General features: G+C 34.7%; 21 protein-coding genes. 16 read left to right on the top strand and 5 right to left on the bottom strand.

Annotated elements, in window-relative coordinates; genetic code table 11:
- Positions 1-683: 683 nt before the first annotated feature.
- The 3 genes from ABC361_RS21510 to ABC361_RS21500 form a co-directional block, all read right to left on the bottom strand.
- Positions 684-986, bottom strand: coding sequence for a hypothetical protein (locus ABC361_RS21510; protein ID WP_413075987.1), 303 nt, complete (start codon positions 984-986; stop codon positions 684-686).
- A 190-nt stretch (positions 987-1,176) separates the two neighbouring features.
- Positions 1,177-1,332 (bottom strand): thiazolylpeptide-type bacteriocin, encoded by a 156-nt coding sequence (locus ABC361_RS21505; RefSeq protein ID WP_413075986.1) that lies wholly within the window; start codon positions 1,330-1,332, stop codon positions 1,177-1,179.
- A gap of 414 nt (positions 1,333-1,746) precedes the next feature.
- On the bottom strand, positions 1,747-2,514 hold the full coding sequence (locus ABC361_RS21500; protein WP_413075985.1) for a class I SAM-dependent DNA methyltransferase: 768 nt from the start codon (positions 2,512-2,514) through the stop codon (positions 1,747-1,749).
- Positions 2,515-2,791: 277 nt separating this feature from the next.
- On the opposite strand from ABC361_RS21500, the gene ABC361_RS21495 reads away from it, so the two are divergent.
- From ABC361_RS21495 to ABC361_RS21430, 14 genes are all read left to right on the top strand, one after another.
- Entirely contained in the window at positions 2,792-2,953 is a 162-nt protein-coding gene (locus ABC361_RS21495) for a thiazolylpeptide-type bacteriocin (protein WP_413075984.1), read from the top strand.
- A gap of 90 nt (positions 2,954-3,043) precedes the next feature.
- Complete coding sequence (locus tag ABC361_RS21490) at positions 3,044-3,943, top strand: ABC transporter ATP-binding protein (RefSeq protein ID WP_413075983.1); 900 nt, start codon at positions 3,044-3,046, stop codon at positions 3,941-3,943.
- Positions 3,933-4,859, top strand: coding sequence for an ABC transporter permease family protein (locus tag ABC361_RS21485; protein ID WP_413075982.1), 927 nt, complete (start codon positions 3,933-3,935; stop codon positions 4,857-4,859). Before ABC361_RS21490 ends, ABC361_RS21485 begins: the two co-directional genes overlap by 11 nt.
- Positions 4,860-4,895: 36 nt before the next feature.
- Entirely contained in the window at positions 4,896-6,227 is a 1,332-nt protein-coding gene (locus ABC361_RS21480; protein WP_413075981.1) for a hypothetical protein, read from the top strand.
- Between the two features lie 4 nt (positions 6,228-6,231).
- Positions 6,232-7,536, top strand: coding sequence for an aminotransferase family protein (locus ABC361_RS21475; protein ID WP_413075980.1), 1,305 nt, complete (start codon positions 6,232-6,234; stop codon positions 7,534-7,536).
- On the top strand, positions 7,533-8,279 hold the full coding sequence (locus ABC361_RS21470; protein ID WP_413075979.1) for an SDR family NAD(P)-dependent oxidoreductase: 747 nt from the start codon (positions 7,533-7,535) through the stop codon (positions 8,277-8,279). The genes ABC361_RS21475 and ABC361_RS21470 overlap by 4 nt, the downstream gene beginning before the upstream one ends.
- Positions 8,276-10,897 (top strand): lantibiotic dehydratase, encoded by a 2,622-nt coding sequence (locus ABC361_RS21465; RefSeq protein WP_413075978.1) that lies wholly within the window; start codon positions 8,276-8,278, stop codon positions 10,895-10,897. The genes ABC361_RS21470 and ABC361_RS21465 overlap by 4 nt, the downstream gene beginning before the upstream one ends.
- Entirely contained in the window at positions 10,898-12,040 is a 1,143-nt protein-coding gene (locus ABC361_RS21460; RefSeq protein WP_413075977.1) for a hypothetical protein, read from the top strand.
- Positions 12,037-13,536, top strand: a complete 1,500-nt coding sequence (locus tag ABC361_RS21455) for a hypothetical protein (protein WP_413075976.1) — start codon at positions 12,037-12,039, stop codon at positions 13,534-13,536. The genes ABC361_RS21460 and ABC361_RS21455 overlap by 4 nt, the downstream gene beginning before the upstream one ends.
- Positions 13,511-15,460, top strand: coding sequence for a YcaO-like family protein (locus ABC361_RS21450; protein WP_413075975.1), 1,950 nt, complete (start codon positions 13,511-13,513; stop codon positions 15,458-15,460). The genes ABC361_RS21455 and ABC361_RS21450 overlap by 26 nt, the downstream gene beginning before the upstream one ends.
- A gap of 9 nt (positions 15,461-15,469) precedes the next feature.
- Entirely contained in the window at positions 15,470-16,357 is an 888-nt protein-coding gene (locus ABC361_RS21445) for a thiopeptide-type bacteriocin biosynthesis protein (RefSeq protein WP_413075974.1), read from the top strand.
- Positions 16,354-17,085: a nitroreductase family protein gene (locus ABC361_RS21440; protein ID WP_413075973.1), complete on the top strand. Its 732-nt coding sequence runs from the start codon at positions 16,354-16,356 to the stop codon at positions 17,083-17,085. Before ABC361_RS21445 ends, ABC361_RS21440 begins: the two co-directional genes overlap by 4 nt.
- A gap of 10 nt (positions 17,086-17,095) precedes the next feature.
- Positions 17,096-17,896, top strand: coding sequence for a hypothetical protein (locus ABC361_RS21435; protein WP_413075972.1), 801 nt, complete (start codon positions 17,096-17,098; stop codon positions 17,894-17,896).
- A gap of 915 nt (positions 17,897-18,811) precedes the next feature.
- Positions 18,812-19,255, top strand: coding sequence for a JAB domain-containing protein (locus ABC361_RS21430; RefSeq protein WP_413075971.1), 444 nt, complete (start codon positions 18,812-18,814; stop codon positions 19,253-19,255).
- Positions 19,256-19,451: 196 nt separating this feature from the next.
- Here the strand turns inward: ABC361_RS21430 and ABC361_RS21425 are convergent, their stop codons facing one another.
- Positions 19,452-19,994: a YcxB family protein gene (locus tag ABC361_RS21425; RefSeq protein ID WP_413075970.1), complete on the bottom strand. Its 543-nt coding sequence runs from the start codon at positions 19,992-19,994 to the stop codon at positions 19,452-19,454.
- 539 nt (positions 19,995-20,533) lie between these two features.
- Between ABC361_RS21425 and ABC361_RS21420 the strand changes: the two genes are divergently transcribed.
- Together ABC361_RS21420 and ABC361_RS21415 are read left to right on the top strand one after the other, a co-directional pair.
- Positions 20,534-20,716 carry a hypothetical protein gene (locus ABC361_RS21420; RefSeq protein ID WP_413075969.1) on the top strand — a complete coding sequence of 61 codons (183 nt, stop codon included), beginning with the start codon at positions 20,534-20,536 and terminating at the stop codon, positions 20,714-20,716.
- Positions 20,717-20,744: 28 nt separating this feature from the next.
- A complete protein-coding gene (locus tag ABC361_RS21415; protein WP_413075968.1) occupies positions 20,745-21,017 on the top strand; it encodes a hypothetical protein in 273 nt (90 codons plus the stop codon).
- 258 nt (positions 21,018-21,275) lie between these two features.
- On the opposite strand, the gene ABC361_RS21410 is transcribed toward ABC361_RS21415, so the two are convergent.
- On the bottom strand, positions 21,276-26,249 hold the full coding sequence (locus ABC361_RS21410) for a beta strand repeat-containing protein (RefSeq protein ID WP_413075967.1): 4,974 nt from the start codon (positions 26,247-26,249) through the stop codon (positions 21,276-21,278).
- Positions 26,250-26,586: the final 337 nt, after the last annotated feature.

The following is a 26,586-nucleotide window of genomic DNA, read 5'->3' as shown; positions in this document are numbered from 1 at the left end:
TGTGATTGAAACTTTCTTTTGTTATCATCAGTAGTTCTTAATGATAATTTAAAGCTTGCCATAGGATGGTTAGTTAGTATCCTAGCTCTGAAGTCATCAAGCACACTACTCTCGTTTTCTATGAGAATTTTTATATCTTCCGTCATGTTAATAAAACTCCTTTTCAAAAAATTGACCTCTCCCATTGTATTTCAAAACAAAAAAAATATGTATTATATTTTTAATCAGAAATTTATTTACGGATAAAATACGTGCAAAAACAGTTATTTTTCCAGCAGGACTTAGGTTTAATTATACCAAGTATTCTATATTAATAAGGTTCGGAAAAATTGTTGCTTCTATTCATAACAAGTAATTTTTTTACTTTTAAATATAATCATTATGGCGGGTATAAAGTAACAGTATGAAAAACTTTATTTTAAGAATGCAAACTACTTAATAAAACTCAGTTCTTCAAATTCTTTGAACGTGTGTAAAAACATCAATCTATTAATAGGTTGATGTTTTTACATTATGTATTCAGATCTAAAAAAATGTAGTTTTTAAAAAACAGTACAGAAAATGATAATTTAAATTAATATTTTATGTTGTAGGGGGGTTAAAATTTTGGATTAAAAATGAAACGTGAAGTAGAATATTGAGGATGATAACTGATAAGAGAAAGGTAAAATGAATTTATTATATTAGGTGAAGTACCATAACATATATTCAACATAATCTTCAGGAAAGAATGATCTTAGCAAAATGAACAAGGCTATAAAAAATAAGATAACTACGATTCCAATCACAATTCCTATTATGCTAAGTATTTTCCCAAAATAGCTAATTTGATAAATGAAGTCTTTTTCTGGATTGTTCTTAAGTGTTTTTTTAGAGATTATTAAACCAAAAATGGCAATCAACAAACTAACAAAAGGAATGCAAAAGAATATTGATGTTAATCCTAGTAAGCAACTTGAGACTGAAGCAACCATTTCTTTTTGCATATAGATGACTTCCCTTACAAATAGATTTAAAAGCATCAAATAAGCTACTATTAATTACTAAATTAAAGTAACTTGATCTAAAAAAATTTTGAAGCTCTTTGACATTAGATATTCCAAGTTAAAAAGACTTCTTTTTAACTTGGAATTAGAGTCATACCAGATAAATGTATTAATAATCTGAAATATACATTTAAGTAGTGGAGCTAGATGTTGAACCGCATGTTGAAGAAAGACTACAGCTAGTAGATGCACTAGAAGCAGCTGTTTCAGGTAAAGCTGCGACGTCTTCTAATTCAACAATTGAAAATTCTAGGTCAAAATCAATTGTATTATCTTGAGTCTTCATCGTAAAACCTCCTTTTATAATTATGTTAAATACATTTTATATATTATTTTAATTTTTTTGAGGAGTCAACACTTTTTTGTTGTTATTTTTAGAATTAAATATTTAATTTACTAGATTTAGCATGGCTCATATTGCAATAAGTTGCCCGTAAATGTTACGATTGCGCATTTCAATCGTAGAGGTAGATGATGGCATGTAGATATAAGTAAAGGCAGTTTTTGGCTGTCTTGGCACTCACTCATAGATAATTGTAAGATTATCAGACACGAGGAAATTGATTTTCATTGAGCTCCTTGCTAAAAATTATAAGACAAGTAAATTCTAGTTATAGTCACATTCACATTGGATTTTTATTGACGTCAATGTGGATTTGATATAATGATTGAATAACTTAATATTTAAAAAGAGATAATGCTATTTTGTTTTCTTTTGTGCAATTATGAATACCCTTTGTTCGTTTTCTGGTTCAGTTAATACTTTATTTAAGTTTCGTGCATCAGTAAATTGGACATTAAACCATCCATTTTCAAGTAGATAAGTTTTAACCTCGTTTAATTTATAGATAGTGTTATAAATGGTTTGATTGTAATGCACATATAATTCATCTCGATTTGTTTTTACAAAGCCCCGATAATTTGTAGAAGCTTTATTGGATATGGGATCATAAAAGCTTTGAGAAATATTCAATTGATTATTGTCCTCGTTAATAACCATTCCTGTTGATTTAGACAATCCTAAGTATGTATTGAGATCAAAAATAAAGATTCCATTATTGTCCATAACATTATAAACCGATTCAAAACAACTCGTTAATTCTGAAAAGTTATCCAAATGGTTTAATGAATCGTAGGTAGAGAAAACAAATGAAAAAGTTTCATCAAGTTGAAAATTACTGGCATCACATAAATAAAAGTTAGCATATCCGTTATGTACGAATTCACTATTGTTTTTAATCGCGTGATTAAGCATGTCCTCTGATAAATCTATTCCAGTTACTTCATGTCCTTTTTGTAAAAAAAAGTTCGCCAATGTACCAGTACCACAACACACATCTAATATTTTGTTTTTTTTATGTAATGATAAATTGTCCTGTAGATATTCATAGAGCATCGGACCAACCACTCTAGAGAAATTATTGAATTTTTTGTTATATACACTTGAAAATACATTGTTGTAAATCATTATGCACCTCTTTATTCTATATATTTATTTTTTCTTTATAAAATCATAGTAAAACATAAAGAGGTAATTTGTAAGAGGTTTTTTCCAATAAATTAATAAATTTTAATCAATTTACTAATTTTTTTATTGACTGTTAGAGTTTTATAGATTAATCTAAATTTAGAACTTATGGAATTGATGAAAAAATCACATTGATGAAAAAAATACATAAAAATTTGTTTGTTGCTAGAAACTAGTTGCTTTAATTTCTTTAAACTATTGAAAGGAGGTGAATGTAATGAGTGATAACAAAGTACTAACAAAAGTAGATAGTGACTTAGAATTTTCTATAGTTGAACTAGAAGATGTTACTGCTTTACCAGAGACAGCTGCTTCTAGTGGTTCAACTAGCTGTAGCGCTTCTTCTACATGCGGATCAAGTTCTACATCTACAACATAAGATACGTGGGGAAGTACTTAAATCATAAAACCGGATTATTTATAATCCGGTTTTTAAACCTTATTGGTCGTGAAAGGAAGGATGAAAGTAATGTCAAGTCTCCTAGAAGCTAAAAATATATCTAAAACATTAGGGGAAAAGAAAATTTTTAATGAATTCTCAATGAACGTGAAAAAAAATGAAATACTTGGTGTTGTAGGTCATAATGGTGCAGGTAAGACGACGTTGTTCAAATTAATATTGGAGATGTATTTTCCTGATAAGGGAACTATTTCAATTAATGAAGAAAAATTCGACTTAAAAGATGACGTCGGTTATTTACCTGAACAAAGAGGACTCTACAATCGAACGGATATTTACTCTCAATTGTTAGCATTTGGTTACTTAAAAGGAAGGAAGAAAAAAGAATTAATTGAAACAATTGATTTTTGGTTAGAATACTTCAAAATACATAATTTAAGAAAAGAATTATTAGGTAACCTTTCAAAAGGTAATCAGCAAAAAGTTCAATTTATTGTTTCGGTTTTGAATAAACCTAAACTACTTATACTCGATGAACCATTTAGTGGATTGGATCCAATAAATGTGGACTTATTTATAAGTGCAATAAAGACTGTAAGAGATAATGGTACGACCATTATTTATTCTAGTCATAAGATGGACAGTATTGAACATTTATCAGATAGGTTATTATTTATAAAAAAGGGTGAGTTAATTCACTTTGACACAATTAATAATATACAAGCGAGGTATAATTCTGTATTAAAAATAGAAAATCCTTCTATTAATAGTGAGTTGCTAGAAAGTTTAAACTTAAAGTTTGATATTAAAGATACTCTATATGAAATTGAGTTAAATACAGAAGGCGATGAAAACGTTTTACTGGATAGAATTGATTCTAGTTTAACTAAGACCTTTATAATAGAAAAACCAACTGTGGAGAAAATATTTAAAAGCATTAATCAGGAGGAAGAAATCGATGATAAATAAATATTTATCGTATTCATACATCTCAATGAAAACATTAATCTTTAATAGAAGTATAACATTTGGTTTTGTTACGAATTTAGTTATATTAATGATTATTGCTTTATACTTGATACTATTTGAACCATCATTATCATTTTTGCAAAATGAATCTGCTGTTGTTGAAGGAATTGGTAGTTCTTTGGGAGTTGTTAACGTAATTGCCTTTGCTCTTATGTTTTTCCTTTTTAGTAATGTAGCAGCTATGATGCAAAGTATTGTAGAAGATAGGGATAGCAAAGTATCAGAGATTATCAATACTAGTATTGCGGAGAAACACTATTTATTCGGTAAAGTGGTTACTTCCTTTGTTTTAATCTTAGTATTAATAGCTAGCACTGCTCTCGCTATCGTGTTAACTTCATCTATTTTTTCAATATTTAATCCATATGAATTTAGTATTTACAGTGACTTTGTTCAACCAATTTTTAGTGGGTTAACATTCAGTGGTTTCATGTTTTTTATTGGTTGCTGTGCAGTTTGTGCGCTAATGTTGTTAACCTCTGTATTAACTACATTAGGTTTAAGTATAAAAGTGAGTAGTCTTACTGAATCTGGACCTGTTTCGTTATTGGTGCTATCTCCATATTTTTTGTTATTTGGCTTATTAATTTTTTTGCCATCAACAGACATTGAATTATGGGTTTCCGTATCGTCTGTTTTAATGTTCATACCGTTATTTTCTCCAATTTTCATTTTATTGTACGTTATGATTAATGGATTTACATGGCTAGCGTTTATTGCAATTGGTGTGTCAGTCCTCTACATACTCATACTGTTTAAAGGAGTGCTTAATGTTTTTAGTTATGCTTTTTATGTTCGTGAAAAAATGTCTTTAGCTTTTCTATTAAGATTAGCTTTTGTTAAAAAAAGCAGATAATAGATCCTTCGATCATTTAAGAAAGGAGGAAGTACTTTGGTTAATACAGCTATAAAATTTGACTTTATAGTAGATGATGATGGATTAATGATGTGTAGATTTTCGAAAGGCATTTATAAAAAAAACACCTTCGAAAAAATAAGAAGTCACGAATTGGAAGATTATCAATTGGTAATATTTAATTTGTTATCTTTGATTAAAGAAGCTGGTGTTCCAATTGTTATAATTAATGGTGATGAACGCTTAAAACCTGTTATTACATACATGGAAGAAACATTTGCAAACAAATCTTTCATAATTAACCTACATAATCATAAAACTAGAAATACAGCAAATAACCCATATACTAGAGGGTTTAACTTACTAATATCAGGTATATATCCTAAGAATCTGTTTTATTCAGGAATTAAACATTTTGTGAATCAAGATTTATCGAACAAAGATTTTCAGTCTATTATGTTAGAGCAAAATATAAATTCTTCAATTATTAATAATAAGGTCATGAATAATAAAAATAATAGTTATGGACTTGAAAAAATAGAATTAATTAAAATAAGTGATAGAACTTATTCTGTTGATTTTATTCATACGCAAGTAAATAAAAAAATGACTGTTGTGAGTTTTTCTGAGAGGAAATCAAGGTCTCCTTTTCACATTAGAGATGAAGAAATTACAACAGTGGTATTTAACAATGAAAAAGACATATTAAATTATGGGAAATATATAGAAGAGATAAATAAAAAAGGTACTTTAAAGGTTGAAGAAATTTATTATTTAATAAAAGATGAATGTATGTGGAACCCAGAAGAGTTTTGCACGCGATCTACTAAGATACGTCATTTGGAAACAAAAGGCGAAAATTTTCTTTCTAATTTTAACTGTTTTAGTGATTTAAAAGTAAACGAGATAAATCAATCTAGAAAAAATTCATGTGTTTTATTTGCTTCAGACAAGCGTTTAACCAGTACATATAATAATGTAATTAAAGAAAATGTCTTTGTTAAAGAGTTTGTTAAAATAAGAAATATTTTAAGGTCGTTTATATATAGTAGTAAATTTAACATTAGCAATATAGAAATAAAATTTAATACATTAAGAAAGACTCATTTTTTTAAATTAGATAAGGAATTATATATTCAGCGTAATTATCTCATATTTAGTATTGAAAAACATTCGTATGTCTATATAAAGATGACTAACAAATTTTACATAATAACTGCAAATATCACTATGATTTTAGAAGTCTTTATGTATGTCAATTCTTATCAAAAGGCATCGGGTATTTTAAACATAAGTTCTTCAACACTCAAGAATATTATTAGATCTCTTAATAATAAACTCAACATTAACTTGGAGATCGAGGAGTGAAACAATGAAAAAAAATCATGTTATCTATCCATACATGGAAGAAAATAAAAAAAGAATCTTGAAAGAAGTGAATTATGCAGAAGGAGTTTTTGTTTTTGATTCGGAAGGTCATAAGTATTTAGATGGTCTGGGCGGTCTAATGAATATAATATTGGGATATAAAAACAAAAGGATAAATAATGCGATTTCTAGTCAGTTGAATAAAATACCTTTTGTGAATTTATGGTCCAATACAAATGAAAAGACTGAAGAATTAGCATTGAGAATTTTGGGTAAATCTGGTAACGATTTTAGTAAATTGATGTACAGCACCACTGGTTCCGAGGCCATAGAACTAGCGATAAAATTGGCAAGGAAGGTTAGCTATAATCAAAATGATAATAAAAAGAAATATGTGGTAGGATTAGATATTTCTTATCATGGAACAACCTATGGAGCAATGTCTGTTACTGGAATTGAACAATACGAGATGAACACGATATCGCCTAAATTACCAGGAATCGCTTTAATTGCCACTCCAGATTTTAACAAAAACGATCATTCTAATTATATTAAATATCTTAATGCTTATTTCGAAAAGAACCATGAGAACATCGCTGCGTTTCTATTAGAACCTATTATGGCTTCTAGTGGTGTAATTAAACTGGACTCTGAAATCTTATCTTGCATTCAAATGAACTGTAAGAGATATTCAATTCTGTTAATATCGGATGAAGTTACTACTGCTTACTTTAGAACGGGCTCTTTTTTTGCCTACCAATCGCTAGGCATTAAGCCAGATATAGTCTGTATTTCTAAAGCAATGACAAATGGATATTTACCAATGGCAGCAGTATTAATCAATGATAAAGTATCGGATCTTTTAGACATGAATGAGCCTATTCCTCATTTTTCCACACAAAATGGTAACCCAGTTTGTGCTGCGGCTGCTATTGAAGTGCTAAATATATTAGACGAGGGACCTAATGTCAATTCTGAGATTAAGAGAAGTAGCAATAAAATTTATCAAGCACTAAAAAACAGGGTTGATAAATTACCGACTGTTTATGAGATTAGGGCAGAAGGTATGATGTTTGCAGTTGAACTTAGAAATAAGAACAAAGTGCTATCATTTAATGAAGTATGGGCTTATGTGGAATTAATGAAAAAGAATGGTTTGTTAGTGTATCCTTTCGCAACATATAAAACTTCCGGTATTGCACTGCTTCCTCCCTATATTATTAATGATGAAGAAGTATTGTTACTAGAAGATATCATTTATAATACTCTAGTTGAGATCAATATCAAAAGTGAAAGTATAACATTATGAAGACAGCGCTAATTACTGGAGGGAATAGCGAGATTGCCTTTACGCTTATAGAATATCTTTATAGCAACGGTTGGAGTATCATTGCAACAGATAATATAGAACAGGAAAAAAAATTAAGAGAAAAGATCGAAAAAATTAGAGATGAAAAGATCATAAACAAAATTGAAAGTATAGCAATTGATTATCTTAATGAAAATTTTGAAGAAGCGACAAAAAGTTTTTTATTGACAAGAGAAGTTGACGTCTTAATTAATGTCGCAGGAATTAACATCCTTAAAGATTTTATGGATTTTTCTAAAGATGAATTAAATAGAATTATTACGATTAATGCAACTAGCACATTGTTATTTACTCAAATTGTTGCAAAGAATATGATTACAAATAAAAAAGAAGGTAACATTCTGTTTATTGGATCACAGCATGGCATGGTAGCTAATTATCAAAGAGTTCCATACTCAATATCTAAATCATTACTAATTCAAATGACGAAATCGCTTGCTCTCGAATTAGCTTCATTTAACATTCGCGTTAATTGTATATCGCCAACTTTTATAAAGACAGAAACAAACAAAGATTTGTTGAATTCACCATATTTCTTGAGAGACGCTTTAGATCGGATACCGCTAAAGAAATATGGGACTGCTCTTGATATCAGAGAAGCTGCTTTATTCCTTATTGATGAAAAATCGAACATGATAACCGGGCATAATCTTGTAATAGATGGAGGCTGGACAATACAATGAACAAAATTGAAATTAAAGAACCTGAGGCAGATCTAAAGAACTATGTATTTTCGCCAATGAGTTTAAGAAGGCAAACCATTTTACCAACTAGTTATATAAAGTCTTTTGGAATCAAAGATATTGATCAAAAGATTAGTCACAGAATTAAAACAATAAAACATTTAGAAGCGGTAAAGAAGGAACTAATAAATAAATTAGAATTCGCAATTAAAGAAATTAGAGATGATACTTTAAGAAAAAAAGTTATTAAACTAAAAAGAGATGTTTTTAATAATAGAGAATCAAAAAATGATTCAGTGTTAGGTATTCTTGAGGGAAGTCTAGAGGAAGACTACATAAAGTACAATAAACTTTTATATAACCTTAATAATATTGAGCTAATGTTAAAAGATTTATTCAACCAAGTAGAAGAAAAAGAAAGAGGTTTAATGTATGAAGTATTTAAAAATGATAAATACTCAATCTCAAAAGCTCTAAAATTTATACAGCCAAATATATTTACGAAGTATGATAAATATATAGAAACACCATACTTAGAGCACAATGCTAAACTGAAAAAAATGGACATAACTTTAGCAAAAATTTTTTCTAGAGCAGCAACAAAAACAAGCCCATTTAGTACATTAACATACAATCAATTTGTTGAAACTAGTAGTAATAATCCTCTCATAAAAGGTGAAAAAAAGACAGTTACTCGTGTAAATGAAACAAATTTATATATGATCTTTGACCAAGTTGTATCTAACCCTTTATTATTTCCTGAAATGAAATACAGGTTAATTCCTACTTTGAACATTGAGGGAGATAAGATTTTTTGGACTGCACTTATAAATGATAATGAAGAAAGTGGAAAGATTTATAAAACAAAAGATAGATTAGTTTCAATAAAGCTTTCTGAACTAGTTAATAGTATTTATCAAGAATTCTATGAGAGTAGTGAATTTGATTATAAAGAAATAATAGATTTTATGGTAGAGAGTCAACATAATTTAGACCGATTAAAGGCTGAAGAAATCTTTTTGAAGCTTTACAGGCAGAGTTTTTTCGTGATTGTAAACCCTCTTCCTCAAAATGCTGAAAATTTACTTGAAAATTGCATTAATAAGCTGGCGACATTTAATACGAATGAGAGCAAATTTGTTCATGGTCAACTATTAAATGTTTTAACGAGCTTAGAATCGTTTGATGAAGAAGATTATTATGCTCAACATAAGACTTTTATGTATATAACGAATTGTTTTGAAGAAATTAGTAATTATCTTTCAATTGAGAAATTTGATAAAGCGAAAATACTTTATCAAGACGCAATAGACTTGTCAATAGATGTGGGGAATAATGAGTTTTTAGCTGTACATAAGGATTCATTAAGAAATTTAATGAAATTTCTAAATGTTTTTAATAGTTCTTACTTATTACAATTATTAATGGCCGACAAATTTAAAGAGAAATATGGGGCTAATAAAATAAACACAAAAGATCACTGGGAAGATATTCTTCAAATCCTTTTTGATGGGTATTTGCAAAACATAGATATCTTAACAAATCAAGTGAGTGTTAGTGAGTTGAAGTATGAAAATCAGACAGTTAATAATATGTTAGCAGTAAAAAATAGGTTTCTTAGTAAGATGGAAGAGTTGATTAATGGAAGTATGTCTAAAGAAAATACTTTTAATCTAGATGAAGAATTTATTAACGAAGTTGTCAATGAATTCCCTAAGGAACTTCTTGAAAAAAGACAATCTAATTCTTTTTTTGTTCAAAAATCTAAGAAGGATTTATTAGTCGTAAATCACATTTATGAAGGCAATTTAATCTATTTTTCTAGATTTCTGAAATTGCAAAATGAAGTAGGAAGCTCTGATAAAATGAAAGAATATATAACTAACTCTATAAAAGAAGCAAACCTTGTAGATATAAACTCGACTTATGGATTTAATGCAAATTCTAGATTTAATGTAACAGGAAAGAAAATACAGATTCTTAATACTCCGGAGTTTAGTCAACATCAGGACAATTTAATTGAATACAACTGGATGGATACGTCCTATCAATTTAATAACAAAACAGGAGAGCTAGATGTCTATGTTGGAAACGAGAAGTTAAACATCTATTTTTTAGGTAGCTTGGTGCCAATGTTACTACCTGGGGTAGCATCCGTAATGTCTTTATTATCTAGGGACCTGGCACTTTATTCAACAATTAGTTCAATCTTCATTGATATCAAGTTGAAAGCTATGCAGGAAGATCAAATAATATCTCAGATACCACGAATTACATTTAAAGAGGATTTAATTATATCGAGGAAAAAATGGTTAATAAAGAGTAGTGCTTTTCTTGCTTATTTTGAAAAAAACCTGGATATAATTGAAATTCTAGATCGAATGAGAGAAATGGAATTGCCAATACAATTCTTCGTCTATAATCACATAAATGATGGTTCAATAATGAGCCGTGAGAAGCCACAATTTATTGATGTAACCAGTCCGACTCTTATAAAGTTATTTAAACGATTGTTAAATGATAATAAAACTCTTGTTATAGAGGAAATAATGCCAGACTTAGATCAAGAATTAGTTGAAGAAAGAATAGTAGAGGTTACAAAAAAGGGGAGAAAATAAGTGATCTTTAAAGAGATTTGTTTCTTTATATATGATAAATCTGTAATGGAAAAAGCAATTAACTATTTATGTCATGTAAATTGGAAGACGAATATATTCAAAGATAATGGATTGATCATCAAGAAAGGATGGGTCAATGGTTTACATATAAAAATAATTGTGAGCAGTGACAACATCAATAATTTGGAGCGAATGGAATTTATCGTACACTCATATCTGGAAAATTTAAGAGACGAATTAATGAAGAATAATGTGGAAGAGATAGACTACGATAAATTTGAGAACGTAGTTAACAATTTAGCGATCTTGGAAAATTATAAGGGCGAGTATCTCCCGCTAGCTGCTCAATTTTCAATATCTTCTAATGAATATAATCATCAATCTGGGATGAAAGATGCGAAGATTGGCATTAAAGAAGAGGAAATTTTAACTGAATTATTTTTAGAAGTGGGGAGTTATTACTATCATTTGACGAGTGAACAAAGACTAATCTTTCTTTTGAAGCTTTTTACCATTCTGGGGGATTATAAATCTTTATCAAGTAAATCGACTATTCAACCTATAAACGAATCTTATTTATCTTATAAGTCACATTTAGAGGGATTTAAGCAACAGATAAAACATTATCCTTTTGAAACAAGAAAGAAAATCCTTAATAATTTGGAGGTTAAGAATCAAGTAGAAGAAGAGTTTATAAATGAAAATTTTGGTGAATTCCTCAATCATTACCGTAATGATTTTAAAAATTATGAAGAAATAGATAAAGGCTATTTGATTTATTATTTAAACGCTGTAAAAGAATTAGATGCATTGTATTATGTTGGATTAAAAAATAATCAAATCACATTTAATCAAGGTCAATCAATCTCTCAATTCTATGAAGATAACACTGACTTAAGTGAATTTCATAAAAGTATTAATGAACATGTAAATTTGGATTTTTACAACACGGAAGAAGTTTTATTGGGTCGATTATTAGTTAATTGGTTTTATACACTACTACCTCTATTTTCAGCATCAGTACTCACTAAAAATAAATTGTGTAATTTAGTTTGTCGAGGTGTTGAAAGAGTTGAAAATAAGAATTACCTTGAGTTAATAAAAGATTTCTCTGAAACTTTGGATGGAGGTATTCGAACATGAAAACGATAAGTGAATATCAATATCAATTTAAAGTACTTAATAATGTGCTCTTTATAAAAAATGCAAACAAAGAATTTAAAATTGAAAACGAAAGAATTGCATCTCATTTAGCTCTTGTAAATCCATTGATTGAAGACATGTGGATTAATGAAGAATCAATTTCAACTAATGATTCTCTTCAAAAACTTATTACAAGGGTTAAAGGGGAACTTGAAAAAATTACTGAAAAAGGAATGGAAAAAAAGGAACCAGCTGTTTTAGGTATGTGTAATGAAACGAGTAAGTTTTCTTACTTACTTAGAAATTTTATGACAAAAATTAGTTTGAGAGTAGAAGAAGCTAATATATTTTTATTTGATTATAATAATTATACATATGTAAAGGAAAATTATGAATCAATCATCAATACTGATATTTTCGTCGTTATGTATGAAGACCAATTTTTAGTATCAAAAGGTATCCAATTAAATCAGATCGATAAACTAATTTTAGAGATTAATCATGAGTCTACGAAGTCAAACTTAGAATTAAGCTTAGTCTTAGCGCTAAATAAAAGCGTTGAAATACTTAATTCTACTAAAGAATATAACTCTTATTACTACACAGTTGATTCAAAGAAAGGCATTGAAGAGTTTTTCTTTATACCTTTTTGGCAAGAGACGAAAGAGGCTTCTATAAATACTGTCAATTTACCTACTAGCGATAAGCAAAAAGGATTTGCTACACTAAGAACGTTTAGTAAATCACTTCCAAATGTTCTTTATTCACCAATTTATAATGATTTAAATCAAGTACCCCTTAACGTATCCTATGTGGAATTCACTATACCTCAAGGTGAAAAGAAAAAAATATTTGGAGTTGAGTCAGACTTTATCACTAGCTATATAAATACCTTTAAGAGAGCAATTCCAGAACTGTTGAACTCGACGACCGATAATATTAGATACCACTGGGTGGCGGCAAGTAATGATGCTGAATTGAAGCAAAATAAAATTAGTATATTGTTGGATCTAGTGAAAGAAAAAAAAGAAGAAGAAGTAGATTTAGATTATTTGATAGATAAATCTAAATCAAATTTTTACTCACGAGAATATATTCGTGAACAGTTACAAAGACAAAAAAACGAGTATACCTATATTTTACGTACCAGTATAAAAGATAATTATTATGAATTGGCAATTAAAAAAAGTGAAAGTATGACTTGGAATACTCTGGGATCTTCATTACAAGAAATTTCTGATTCAACTTTGAATTTTGTTTATGGCATGTTCATTCAAAACAAGGGAAATGTGTTGCTTCAAAGTAAACAGGACTTAAGTAAAAAAATCTTAAACAATAATACAGTTTACCCTAATGGAGATAAGTGTAATCTAGTAGACCATGTAAATAAATTAGAAATCAAAGAGTGGGCATATAATAATTTAATCACAAATTCCGGCTTTAAAATTTATTTAATTGAGGTGATAGAACATGATGTTTTTGTTAAAACACAATGAAAAGCCTTGCTTCTTTTTTGACCGTTTAAAGTTAGAGCTTGCCGAAAGTATAGAAGGCATTATTACAATTGAACATATTAAAGAAATACCAGAGAATGCCTTATTAGTTTATGTTAGTGATTATTTTAATCATGAATATGAGCGAGGATTGGTTGATTTGTGCGAAGCAAATGGCCTGAATTTATTAAGGGGTAATCTACTAGGAAACAGTTGTTATCTAGGTCCACTAACGATTGGTAAGTCACTTAATATCACTCATGTAGTTGAAAAAATGACCATTAATGATATTGGCCATAGATTTATACTTAACAGTGACTCTACAACAAGTAAAGGTGATATAGAATATAATGAACTTTTTTTAAGTTTGTGTTCATTAAAAATGAAAGAGCTTATCAATTTATTTTTAAATAATGAGATTGATGATGTGACAGATAGAATTTGGATTGTGAGTAATTCCCCTGCAAATATTAGTGAACATCGTGTTTCAAAAGATAGTTACAATCATGGTAAATTGCAATCGACTTTTGGCGAAGACAAAATTTTTGAAACTAACTTTAAGAAAATTAGTCCATTCAATTATAGAGGTATACAAAATTTTAATATTGATAAAATGGAAGCGGATATTAAGGATGCATTTCTTGGAATTATGAAACATAATCATATTTCTATTCAATCGACATTTATACCAATGGTAGGAGCTGAGAGCTTCTTAAAGGCCAATTTTAGCAACGATTCTTTTGGTAGAGGCTTTTCATATGCTACCGCTAAAAAATCAGCTATATTAGAAAACTTAGAAAGGCATTATAATTCTTATAATCATCAAGGTAGGATTTCTGTTTATGGTTCGTATAATGAATTAAAAGAAGAGGCAGTTAACCCTAGGTCATTTGGTCTTCACGATGATGAACAATTGGATCATCCAAGTTTTACGTATATCAAATATAATGATGACTTGAAGATGAATTGGGTTCGAGCATGGTCTCTTAAGAATTCTACATATGTATTTATCCCTGAACAGATGGTTCATTATTTTGATGATACTAAAGAAAAAGAAGCCAAGCGCTATGTATACGAATCTTCAAATGGTGCAGCATTAGGAAGTTCGTTAGAAGAGGCTTTGCTGTATGGTCTATTTGAGAATATAGAAAGAGATAACTTCTTTGTAGCTTTTTATAATAAACTGCCTTTAGTTGAGGTAGATATTTATAAATCTAACTTAATTGAAGTCATTCCAGTAGTTGAATACATTGAATCTAAGGGATATTCAATTCACTTCTTTGATATGTCAATGGAATTAGAAATTCCCTCTATATGGGCATTGATGATTAATCATAATGATAACGCTATAGTTAAGACTTATAGTGCTGCAGGCGCACATTTTAACCCAGAAAGTGCTCTTATGAGTGCATTAATTGAAACAGCGACGTCTGTACCTGTTTACGAAGACTTATTTAATTCCAAAGAATTTTCACAAAGGAAAAAGGATATATTTTCAAATATAGACAAACTAACTGAATTTAGTGATCACGTTCTCTATTACTCACATGAAAAATCAATTGATAATTTCAATTTCGTGTTGAGTGAGAACAGAGAAAAGAGGGCATTAAAAGATCTTTATCCAACGTGGTACAGCGGAAAAGCTTATCAAGCAGAATATTTAAATGAAGATATAAAAGCATTATTGGGCAAAGTCTTTGACCATTACGATGATGTATATCTGACTAATTTAAGCGGAGAGGGTTTATATGATCAGAACCTTAAATGTGTTAAGGTCTGTGTGCCAGGAATGCATCCGATTTCTTTTGGACATCAATACAGAAGACTATTGCGTGAAAGAATAAAAAAGGGTCCAGTTCTATCAGGAAGACAAGTAAAAGAAATTGAAATTGATAAAATAAATAAAATGCCACATCCTTTTCCTTAGGAGGAATATATGAACAACTGGGTAGCTTACCACATATTTAACCATGACTTTAAACAGCACAATGACTTAATAATTCTACTTTCGGACCAAGCAAAAAAAAATCTGGCAGAAGGAAGTATAGACAAGTGGTTCTTTTTAAGATATTGGGAGGGCGGACCACATATTAGATTTCGGGTACTAAACCCCACGATTGAAACAAAAATGAACTTTCAAAATATAATTCAGTCGTTCGTTAGTAGTAATTCGACGGATGTTACTCTAACTAAAGAGCAATATTTTAAAGATCATTTATTTGATGGTGAAGCACTTGATAAGGATACTTTAGAATGGCATGAAAACGGAGAAGTCAGAACATACGAGTATAACCCAGAGTACGAAAGGTACGGGGGAGAACATGTCATGAAGTTCTCTGAATCAATTTTTATGTTATCTAGTGAACTGGTTAGGTTGTTGCTGGTTAAAAGAAAGAGCTTTTCACATAATTTGATTTATTCCGCAATAATTTCAAACATTCTTTTAAAAGAGTTATACTCCTGTTCTGATCAGAAAAATCTAAGTAACGATTTAGATTTTAATATAAATTTTTGGGAGACGTTTAAAAGTAGCAACGAAGATGAACTGTTGGATTTTTTCGAAAAAAATAACTCCGCAATAGAAAAACTAACAAATCAAATTTTAATCGACGAAGAAACTGGGAAACTTTTACATAAAATAAAGGAACAGATGAATTTTATAACATCTAAGGGTTTAACTGATGACTCAATTAAAACAATTATATTTTCTCATGTCCATATGACAAATAATAGATTAGGTGCTTCACCTCCATATGAAAGAGCCATCTTGATATGGGTTAAACGTCATTTAAAAGAATATAGTGAACGGGGCTCTAAGCAATGAATTTGTGGGACTATAAACTAGATATTAAAGATAAATTTATTAACTATCATTTTTCATCAATTAAAGCAAAAGAATTTGCGCCAAACCAAACATATCAAGAAATTAATAATCCGAAAACGACAAAGAGTTATCCAGATCAACTTAATTTCGATCTTAACTACCAAATCGCGGAAAAAAATATCTTTGAAAATACTCTTTCTAAACGCAATAGTCAAGTTAGTTCACTTAATTACAATGGCGAAATTAATGAACAATTGATATCTCGTTTTTGCCAATTAGCTTTTTTCGGAAATAAATTAAACAAAAGAAACTATCCATCGGGAGGAGCGCTATATAATGTGGAAATCAATTTTATTTTTAAGGAATTTACCCATCCTAGCGCATTTTATAAGTCCCCTACAATTTCATTCATTCAAGATCTTAAACTAGTATTCGCAAAGAATACTAGTTGGGAGAGCGTGCAATCTGGTTTTTTAGGAGACATACCAGAAAATGTGAAATTTATTATTGCTTTAAGTACTGATTTAAATAAAATCTCCTTAAAATACAATGATATTGGTTATAAACTTGTTCAACAAGAAGTAGGTCATATGGGGCAAAATATTTTATTAGTTGCTAATTATTTGGGATTAGGAAGTATTCCTTTACAGAGTTATATTGATCTTGAGTTAAATAAACTTCTTGATAGAAAAGGTCAAGTTGTCTTATCAACTTACTTATTAGGATAGGGATGTTCTTATGTATATATTAGATTTAAATTATACTATGGAAAAGTACGAAGAAACATTAGTTATATTAGATATTGGGAAAAATGAAATTGTATTTGCATGTAAAGTTCGAAACATAAATTTTGATAAATTTGCTAAGTTAGTCTATTACGGGATTTCGATTGACAATGAAGAAAACGATAACGAATTTAAATTATTGAATGTTTTAATAGAGAAAAATAGCAGTATGTTTTTGAAAAAAGATGTTGAAGACAGTGATTTTTATTTTTATGCAAGAAAGTATTATGAGATGCATAAATACCAATTTAGACAAGATACATTCTCTTTTTATGCTGAGAGTGTTAAAAACTTCACTAAAAAATTTAAAATCGGTTTTTTGGCATGTGAGAGCTTTAATCCATTAATTTCTAAGCTTAATAATCTACCATTTCTAGAAGTTAACACCGCTTTGAGTACAAATAAGTTAGACCTTCTAATTGTTGATACTAATGTAAATTGTCAACAAATTGATCAATTATGCGAAAATGTGCTCTTCATAAGTAAAAGTGATAGTGAGGTAAACATTGGTCCATTAATAAAAGTAGACGATTTTAGAATACCTGAATTAAGTGATAGTTACGAAACGCCGCTTTTTGAATCTGAATTAAATTTAGTTAGTTTATTTTTAGAGAGAATTTCATATATTGTCTTGTTTTCTTTATATGATAAAATCACAAACGTTCCTTACCTACCCAATAGATATATTTTAAGGTTGAGTAGGTCAACCCTTACTTTAAATACTGACGAGTTAGAGTTAATACCGAATTATTAGTAATTATAACTACGGTTAAATGATCAAACGATAAGAATTCTTACTGTTTAATCATTTAATACTTTATTAATCTTGGAATTCATTTTTCATTTGCTTGTAGAGGTTACGGGGTTTGTACGTAAATTTGAACTTAGAACAATTAGCGTCAGATGAAAGGGGGATCACCAAAAGGGATGTTTGGGGATAGACCTGAGAAGTTTACAAACCAACACATTGAAATTCTTAAATGTAAATTATGTTTGCAAAAGGACAGAAATAGCCGTTGTTCGATTATTGACTAAATCATCATTTTGATTGAGTGTAGATATGAGCCGTCGGTTGAATTACGATTATGGACTCATTTATTCACATGTACGACGGTTGGGGTTGGTGCAAGTAAATGACAAAAACAAAGAAGACCGTTTACAAGCGGGATTGCCTTAAGGTCTGCTAGCAGTTTCTAAGAAAGCAAACGGGACGTTCTTAGAAACTCTTGCAGATCGCTCCACTCTAAAACAACCGATAACTGCTACCTGTAGATTTGTGGCCATCTATGAAAGACTGCTTAGATGGGTTTCGTAACGAGCGAACGACAACGGCAATCAAGTACAAAACTTATTAAGAATTGGTCAACAACACATTAAGGTAAGCAGCCACGTGGCTGCTTTTTATCGTAGCATCCTTCTTCTTTGGTCTCCTTAGTGTAATCCTTGCGCATGAGTCCGTGAAGGATCAGCACACCACAAGTCCGCGTAAGGAATCCAAGTTGTGAAGCCGCCGTAATCAACGCAAACGTTTGAAACGCCGGGCTACATCATTGGGTTTCCAAACGCGCGCTAGCCGCTGTTTGATGCCTCGCAGCGCCAGAGGCGCTCCATCACGTTCCTTTTTACAAGAATTTGGGTCGCGGCAACCAAATCAAAGGAGCTGAAGGCGATGAAAAAAATCTATGAAGTCCAACACATTAAGCAAGTGGTTCGCGAGGTAGAAGAGACGTGGAGTCCGATTGCGTCACCAACCGATGCGGTCGAGATGGTGCAAGGGATCATTGGCGATGTAGACCGAGAAGTATTACTTGTCTTGGTCTTGAACACCAAAAACCGTGTGGTGGCGATTCATCAGGCGCACACCGGAAGCTTAAACAGCAGCATTGTGCATCCACGAGAAGTGTTCAAAGCGGCCATTCTCAATAATGGGGCGTCGATTATCGTCAGTCATAACCATCCTTCAGGCGATACCGAACCGTCCGAAGAAGACATTCAAATTACGAAACGACTTCAAAAGGCAGGAACCTGCCTCGGCATTCAAGTGCTGGATCACTTGATTGTCAGCCAAGGTGCAAGCTACACGAGCTTAAGAGAACGGGGGGATATGCGCTAAGAGGGGAAATCCCTCTTTTGTCGATATGGGGAGAACGCATGGCGTTCTTATGTTTGTAGTGAATAAATTCTTTCTAATTAATCCAGGTAGTCAAGTAGAACTGATGCATACAAAATACTTGATCTATTATTAAGTTCACTAAAAGGAGATCATCAACCTGAACAGGCGAAAATGCAATTGTATCTTCAAATCATTATTAACTAGGGTACTTAATTTTTGTTTTACTTGGTCCCACATTCTCAACTATTAACTTTTTCAAGACCATAACTTCAAGTTCGCTAGAGAAGTGTCTTTTTGGAACAATGACTGCCTTGTTTTTTGATACAAAGAGTAATAGTAACCCCTTACCTTCTTGTACTAAGATGAAGTCTCCCCATTCAAAATGAGCAATTGACCTCTTACTTTTTTGCTCTACACCAGCAGCAGTAAAGGTAACACTAACTTCCTTCTTAATCATTTGGTCACTTTTATATTCACGTCGATTACGCCAACGTAACAATATGATTAGAATGGTAGTGTAAAAAAAAGACATAATAGATGCAAACATTAAAATGACCATAAATTCAATCAAATTAGGAGTACCTTCAATTAAGGTTAAGATCAATAGAATGAAGAGTAACATAGCAATTGCAAAACAACCTAGAACAACTTTCTTTTGTTGCATGGACGCATATTTTTTGTAATCTTTGTAGGAAATAGTTCCTGCCATTGTAACTTCTTGATTGTCATTCGGTATCATCTATATCCTCCTTAACAATTCCATTTTACCATATAACTCAACTTTTCTTGCTTAGTATTGGCAGTTTTCCTGGTTAAGTCGTACTCATGAACATGTTGTATTTGATTAAACCAAAAGACTAACAAACGAGGCTGCCAAAAGGTCTGCTAGAAATTTTTAAGAAAGCAAACGGGACGTTCTTAGAAACTCTTGCAGCTCGCTCCACTCTAAAACAACCACTAACTACAACAGTAGATTTGTGCCCATTTATGAAAAAATGCATAGATAGCGACACATTAACATGGTGTACGTTCCGGTTTGTTTTTTAACGAGCTGACGAAAACGGGCAATTAAGTACAGAACAAATGAACGAATCAATCATTGACAAGAAAAGCAGCCTTTTGGCTGCTTATTATCATCTAGCGATACAATTGGCATGATGTCAAATAGAAGTGGTGTTGATGTATACTGGTGGGGATCCAATGTATTTTTAACGCCAACGAAACTAGAACCCTTTATGAAGGATTAAAACACCTGGTGGCCCGGCAGTATCACTCGAATTGATCTCTAGACATATTCCGGTTCCACCTAGACAGCTTGTAAGTGTTATTTCGAGAACTATCGGTGGGGGGTTAATTGGATTAGGCAACATGATTGAAGCCGAGCACGAAGGTAACGGTGTTAGGCTAAGAGTTACAGGCTTAGGATATGCGGTCGTTCCAACTGGTGTGTTTCCTCAGTAATAAAGTATAAACAAAGGAGTGTCGCTGTATGGCAATTTACATCCTCTTGATTGGCGTGTTTATTACGATTGCTATAAAGAAAACAGGAATACCTATCTTTAAGACGAAAGCGTTAGACATGGTACATCTAGCCTTTTTCCTCTTAGCTATAGCGTTGAGCATTGTAAACACCACTTTCGTACAGTTGATACCAAATGACGTGATGACGTATGTATCAATCATAATTATATTGCCACTGGTTATTAAGTTTATAAAGCGTAATGAAGTGGTTGATGCGAAAAAGGAGAGTAGAAGAGGGTGAATAATCATCCTTTTCTTTATATTTTTATAAGTTTACATAAGATAGATTACAGGAACTCTTATAGAAATCCAAGTTTTATCTCAATATATTAAGTATTCTTTAGTTTTGAGACAGAAAAGAAATTCCTAAACTCAATTATATGTGTAATTTCTAATTTCTAATTTCTAATTTCTACACAAAGCCAACACAATTCTAAGCATGCATTGTGTTGGCTTTGTGTTATTTTGGATGACTTTCATATTAATTTTTGTTGAAAATTTATGTTAATCGGTGAATAGACCAGATTGTCCCCCCAGGAACAAAATCCCCGATATTTAAGTTAATAGTTAATCCATTCGAAACATAGAAAACGCCTAAAACATCCCCTGCATTCAATTCAACATCGGCTACTAGCGTCACCTCCCCACTGCCAAGAATAACGCGAAGTGTTAATAACAGTAGGATGCTTACATCAAGAATTGATATTAAACCAGTTGCAATTATAGTAGGGTTTGGTGAAATCCTTTGAATTGTAAAGGACGGATTGACGCCTGCTCCGATTTGAGCGGTTAATGCTGCTGTTGTCCGGTAATTAATAATTGATTTTATAGAGTATCTCCCGGTTACAGGCACTGTGTAAGTGCCTGCGGCAGCGTTAAAACCAGTGCCTGTAAAAAATGGACTAGTTGTACTCCAAGCGTTTAACTGACCTGCTGCACTAACGGTAGCTGAAGTTTTTATTGCGGAAAAACCGAATGATAATACGTTAGGGCCCGTAGCCCCAGTGCTTCCTGTAGCCCCTGTAGATCCAGTGTTTCCAGTAAGGCCAGTAATGCCGGTAGCTCCGGTGATACCAGTAGGACCAGTGTTTCCAGTCACTCCGTTAGGACCTGTAACTCCCGTGATTCCTGTTAAACCAGTAGGACCAGTGTTTCCAGTAGGACCTGAAATTCCAGTGGCTCCAGCAGAACCTGTTGAACCAGTAATACCTGTGACCCCTGTCGCGCCGGTAATTCCAGTAGAGCCAGTGGCTCCGGAGATCCCAGTGGCTCCGGCAGGACCAGTAGACCCTGTAGACCCTGTCGAACCGGTCACTCCAGTCACGCCCGTTGCACCAGTAACTCCAGTAGCTCCAGCGGGACCTGTCGAACCATTAACTCCAATAGGACCGGTGTTTCCGGTAAGGCCGGTGGTACCCGTAACCCCGGCAGGTCCAGTAGTTCCTGTTAAGCCAGTAGTTCCAGTATTCCCGATAGGACCAGTGTTTCCAATGGGTCCAGTAACGCCAGTGACTCCAGTCGGCCCAGTAATCCCAGTAGGTCCAGTAAAACCAGTTCCTCCTGTTAAACCAGTTGACCCTGTCGAACCTGTAACATTAGTGCTCCCAGTAATGCCGGTTAGTCCAGTAACCCCAGTAACCCCAGTAACCCCAGTAACCCCAGTAGTTCCTGTTAAACCGATAGGACCAGTGGAACCGGTAACTCCAGTAATGCCAGTACTTCCGGTAGAACCAGTGTTTCCGATAGAACCAGTCGCCCCCGTAGGCCCTGTTAAACCAGTAACGCCCGTTGCACCAGTAACTCCAGTAGCTCCAGCGGGACCTGTCGAACCAGTAATACCTGTGCCCCCTGTCGAACCAGTAACTCCAATAGGACCGGTATTTCCAGTAACCCCGGTGGCCCCAGTACTTCCTGCAATACCACCGCTACCAGTAGCCCCTGTAGAGCCAGTAAAACCAGTCAGCCCCGTTGAGCCAGTAACTCCAGTAATGCCAGTGCTTCCGGTAGGACCAGTAATACCAGCGCTACCAGTAGACCCTGTTAGACCAGTAGCCCCTGTAGGTCCTGATACTCCAGTAACTCCAGTAACGCCAGTGCTCCCCATAGTCCCAGTGTTTCCGGTGGAACCAGTCACCCCCGTGACTCCGGTAACGCCAGTACTTCCAGTAGAGCCAGTGATGCCGGTCAGCCCGGTCAGCCCTGTTGAACCAGTAATTCCATTTGAACCTGTAGCTCCAGTAACCCCAGTAGTTCCTGTTAAACCAGTAGGCCCAGTGGATCCGGTCGCGCCGGTAATTCCAGTAGAGCCAGTGTTTCCGGTAAGCCCGGTGGTACCCGTAACCCCGGCAGTTCCAGTAGTTCCTGTTAAGCCAGTAGTTCCAGTATTCCCGATAGGACCAGTGTTTCCAATGGGTCCAGTAACGCCAGTGACTCCAGTCGGCCCAGTAATTCCAGTAGGGCCTGTAGCCCCAGTCACTCCCGTGACTCCGGTAACGCCAATTGGTCCTGTTAAGCCAGTAATTCCATTTAAACCTGTAGGACCAGTAATCCCAGTAGCTCCAGTAATCCCAGTACTTCCGGTAAGCCCGGTAGGACCTGTAACCCCGGTTGGTCCAGTACTTCCTGTAATACCAGTCGCCCCTGTAGGTCCTGTTACTCCAGTCACTCCAGTAACCCCAGTAGTTCCTGTTAAACCGATAGGACCAGTGGATCCGGTCGCGCCGGTAACACCAGTGCTCCCGGTAATGCCAGCGGGACCTGTCGAACCAGTAATACCTGTGACCCCAGTAGCTCCGGAGATCCCAGTAGAACCTGTAACCCCGGTCAGTCCTGTCGAACCGGTAGCTCCAATAGGACCGGTGTTTCCAGTCACTCCGGTAGGACCTGTAACTCCCGTGATTCCTGTTAAACCAGTAGTCCCAGTGTTTCCAGTAGGACCAGTAATTCCAGTGGCTCCAGTAGAACCCGTTGAACCAGTAGAACCTGTGCCCCCTGTCGCGCCGGTAATTCCAGTAGAGCCAGTGTTTCCGGTAAGCCCGGTGGTACCCGTAACCCCGGCAGGTCCTGTAGTTCCAGTTAAGCCAGTAGTTCCGTTTAAACCTGACGCTCCTGTAGGGCCAGTCATGCCAGTAACCCCGGTTGCCCCTGTGGAACCAGTCGCTCCAATAGGACCAGTACTTCCATTAACTCCTGTAGCCCCGGTAGGACCTGTAACTCCGTTCAGTCCAGTCGCACCAATAGGACCAGTGGATCCAGTAACGCCTGTGTCTCCAATACTGCCTGTAATGCCCGTGCTGCCAGTAACTCCGGTAGTCCCTGTAACACCAGTGGCTCCTATAAAACCCGTTGAGCCAGTACTTCCGGTAGGACCAGATGCTCCGGTCACTCCCGTAACGCCAGTGATTCCAGTGGAACCTGTAACTCCAGTAACGCCAGAAATCCCGGTTACACCAGTACTTCCATTTAAACCTGCAGCCCCTGTAGGACCAGTAATGCCCGTGATCCCGGTGAGTCCTGAAGGTCCTAGTGGCCCAGTAATCCCTGTTGCACCCGTGATACCGATAGGACCAGTAATGCCGGTAGCCCCCGTCGAACCCGTAACACCAATAGTTCCAGTAATACCGGAAGGTCCAGTAGTTCCTGTCAAACCAGTCGCTCCCGTGCTTCCAGTGGCTCCAGTAGAACCCGTTGAGCCAGTGTTTCCGGTAGGTCCAGTGAAACCGGTGATCCCAGCCGCTCCGGTAACGCCAGTCGGACCTGTTAAGCCAGTAATCCCAGTAGGACCAGTGGAACCGGAGATCCCAGTAGCGCCCGTAACCCCAGTAGTTCCTGTTAAACCGATAGAACCAGTGGAACCGGTAATTCCAGCGAGACCTGTCGAACCAGTAATTCCTGTGCTCCCTGTCGCGCCGGTGTTTCCAGTAACTCCGGTGGCTCCAGTACTTCCTGTAATGCCAGCTCTACCAGTCGCCCCGATAGGACCAGTGTTTCCGATGGAACCAGTCGCTCCAGTAACTCCTGTTAAACCAGTAGGACCAGTACTGCCAGTAAACCCTGTGACCCCGGTGAGTCCTGAAGGTCCTAATGGCCCAGTAACCCCTGTTGCCCCCGTTATTCCGATAGGTCCAGTAACGCCCGTGTTCCCAGTGGCTCCAGAAATGCCAGCGGGCCCGGTACCCCCAGTCGGTCCAGTCGCTCCAGTACTTCCAGTAGAGCCAGTGTTTCCAGTAATTCCGGTGGTACCCGTAGGACCTGTTAAACCAATTACGCCTGTTGCCCCCGTGATTCCAATCGGCCCAGTAATCCCGGTGATACCAGTAGGACCAGTACTTCCAGTGGGGCCTGTCGAACCAGAAATCCCATTGACCCCTGTAGGGCCAGTCGGACCTGTTAAGCCAGTAATTCCATTTAAACCAGTAGCCCCTGTAGGTCCAGTAACCCCTGTTAGACCAGTAGATCCTGTCGAACCAGTAATACCGGTTACTCCAGTAGGGCCTGTAACTCCGGTCAGTCCAGTCGCTCCAATAAGACCAGTGGATCCAGTAACGCCTGTGTTTCCAATACTGCCTGTAATGCCAGTGCTGCCAGTAACTCCGGTAGTCCCTGTAACACCAGTGGGTCCTATGAAACCCGTTGAGCCAGTACTTCCGGTAGGACCAGATGCTCCGGTCACTCCCGTAACGCCAGCGCTACCAGTCGGTCCAGTCGCTCCAGTACTTCCAGTAGAGCCAGTGTTTCCGGTAATTCCGGTGGTACCCGTAGGACCTGTTAAACCAATTACGCCTGTTGCCCCCGTGATTCCAATCGGCCCAGTAATCCCGGTGATACCAGTAGGACCAGTACTTCCAGCGGGGCCTGTCGAACCAGGAATCCCATTGACCCCTGTAGGACCAGTCGGTCCTGTTAAGCCAGTAATTCCATTTAAACCAGTAGCCCCTGTAGGTCCAGTAACCCCTGTTAGACCAGTAGAGCCTGTTGCACCAGTGGCTCCAGTAACACCGGTAGTACCAGTAACCCCGGTCAGCCCTGTTGCGCCAGTGATTCCTGATAAACCAGTAGGTCCAGTGACTCCAGTAGAGCCAGAGCTACCGGTAGGACCAGATGATCCGGTACTCCCAGTAACCCCAGTACTCCCAGTAGAGCCAGTAGGTCCAGTACTGCCCGTAGCCCCCCTTGCCGCTACCAAAGTATAATCAGGTGATACATTAGGCTTACCACTAGGAGGGGCGTTATTTACAAAATATGTGCTACCATCATAGATAATCATCTGTCCGTATGGATAAAGATGTGAAAAAGCTCGGTTGAATTTTAGAATACCGTTTTCAAAACCGATTCCTGTTACTCCAGTAGGTCCAGTAGGGCCTGTTAAAGATGGAACCCCCATTTTACAATAAGTGTTATAGAACGCACCTCCATTAGTATCGGTTCGCTTAAATTGTGAGATAGCATTATTCTTGCAGTTTATTCTTTTCATACATAACAGCCTTTCAGATTTTATGGTTATGTAGGAAAGCGAGTGTTGCGAGGTAATGAATATGATATTCATAGTGTAGTTATCTGTGTCTAGATATATTTGGTAAAAATGTAGGTGATATTAATAAATATGAAATATTTAGTATTAGATGAGGTTGTCATGGGAGTGGTAATTCATCTCTATAAAACTTGTTAAATATCTTTAATTTAAGATGATTTTTAGATTATCTGTCATCTAGCATTTGTGAAAAAAACAATAGGTGTTATTAACTGATGGATCAAAAAATTCGTTAAAAATAGGTAGAAAAGAAGATAGGAATAGGCAAAAAAAAGAGAAT

The sequence above is a fragment of the Shouchella phoenicis genome (genome assembly GCF_047238345.1).
Classification (GTDB): domain Bacteria; phylum Bacillota; class Bacilli; order Bacillales; family Bacillaceae_D; genus Shouchella.
The sequence above is the reverse complement of the archived record's forward strand: the minus strand, read 5'-3'. Positions and strand labels throughout refer to the sequence as shown.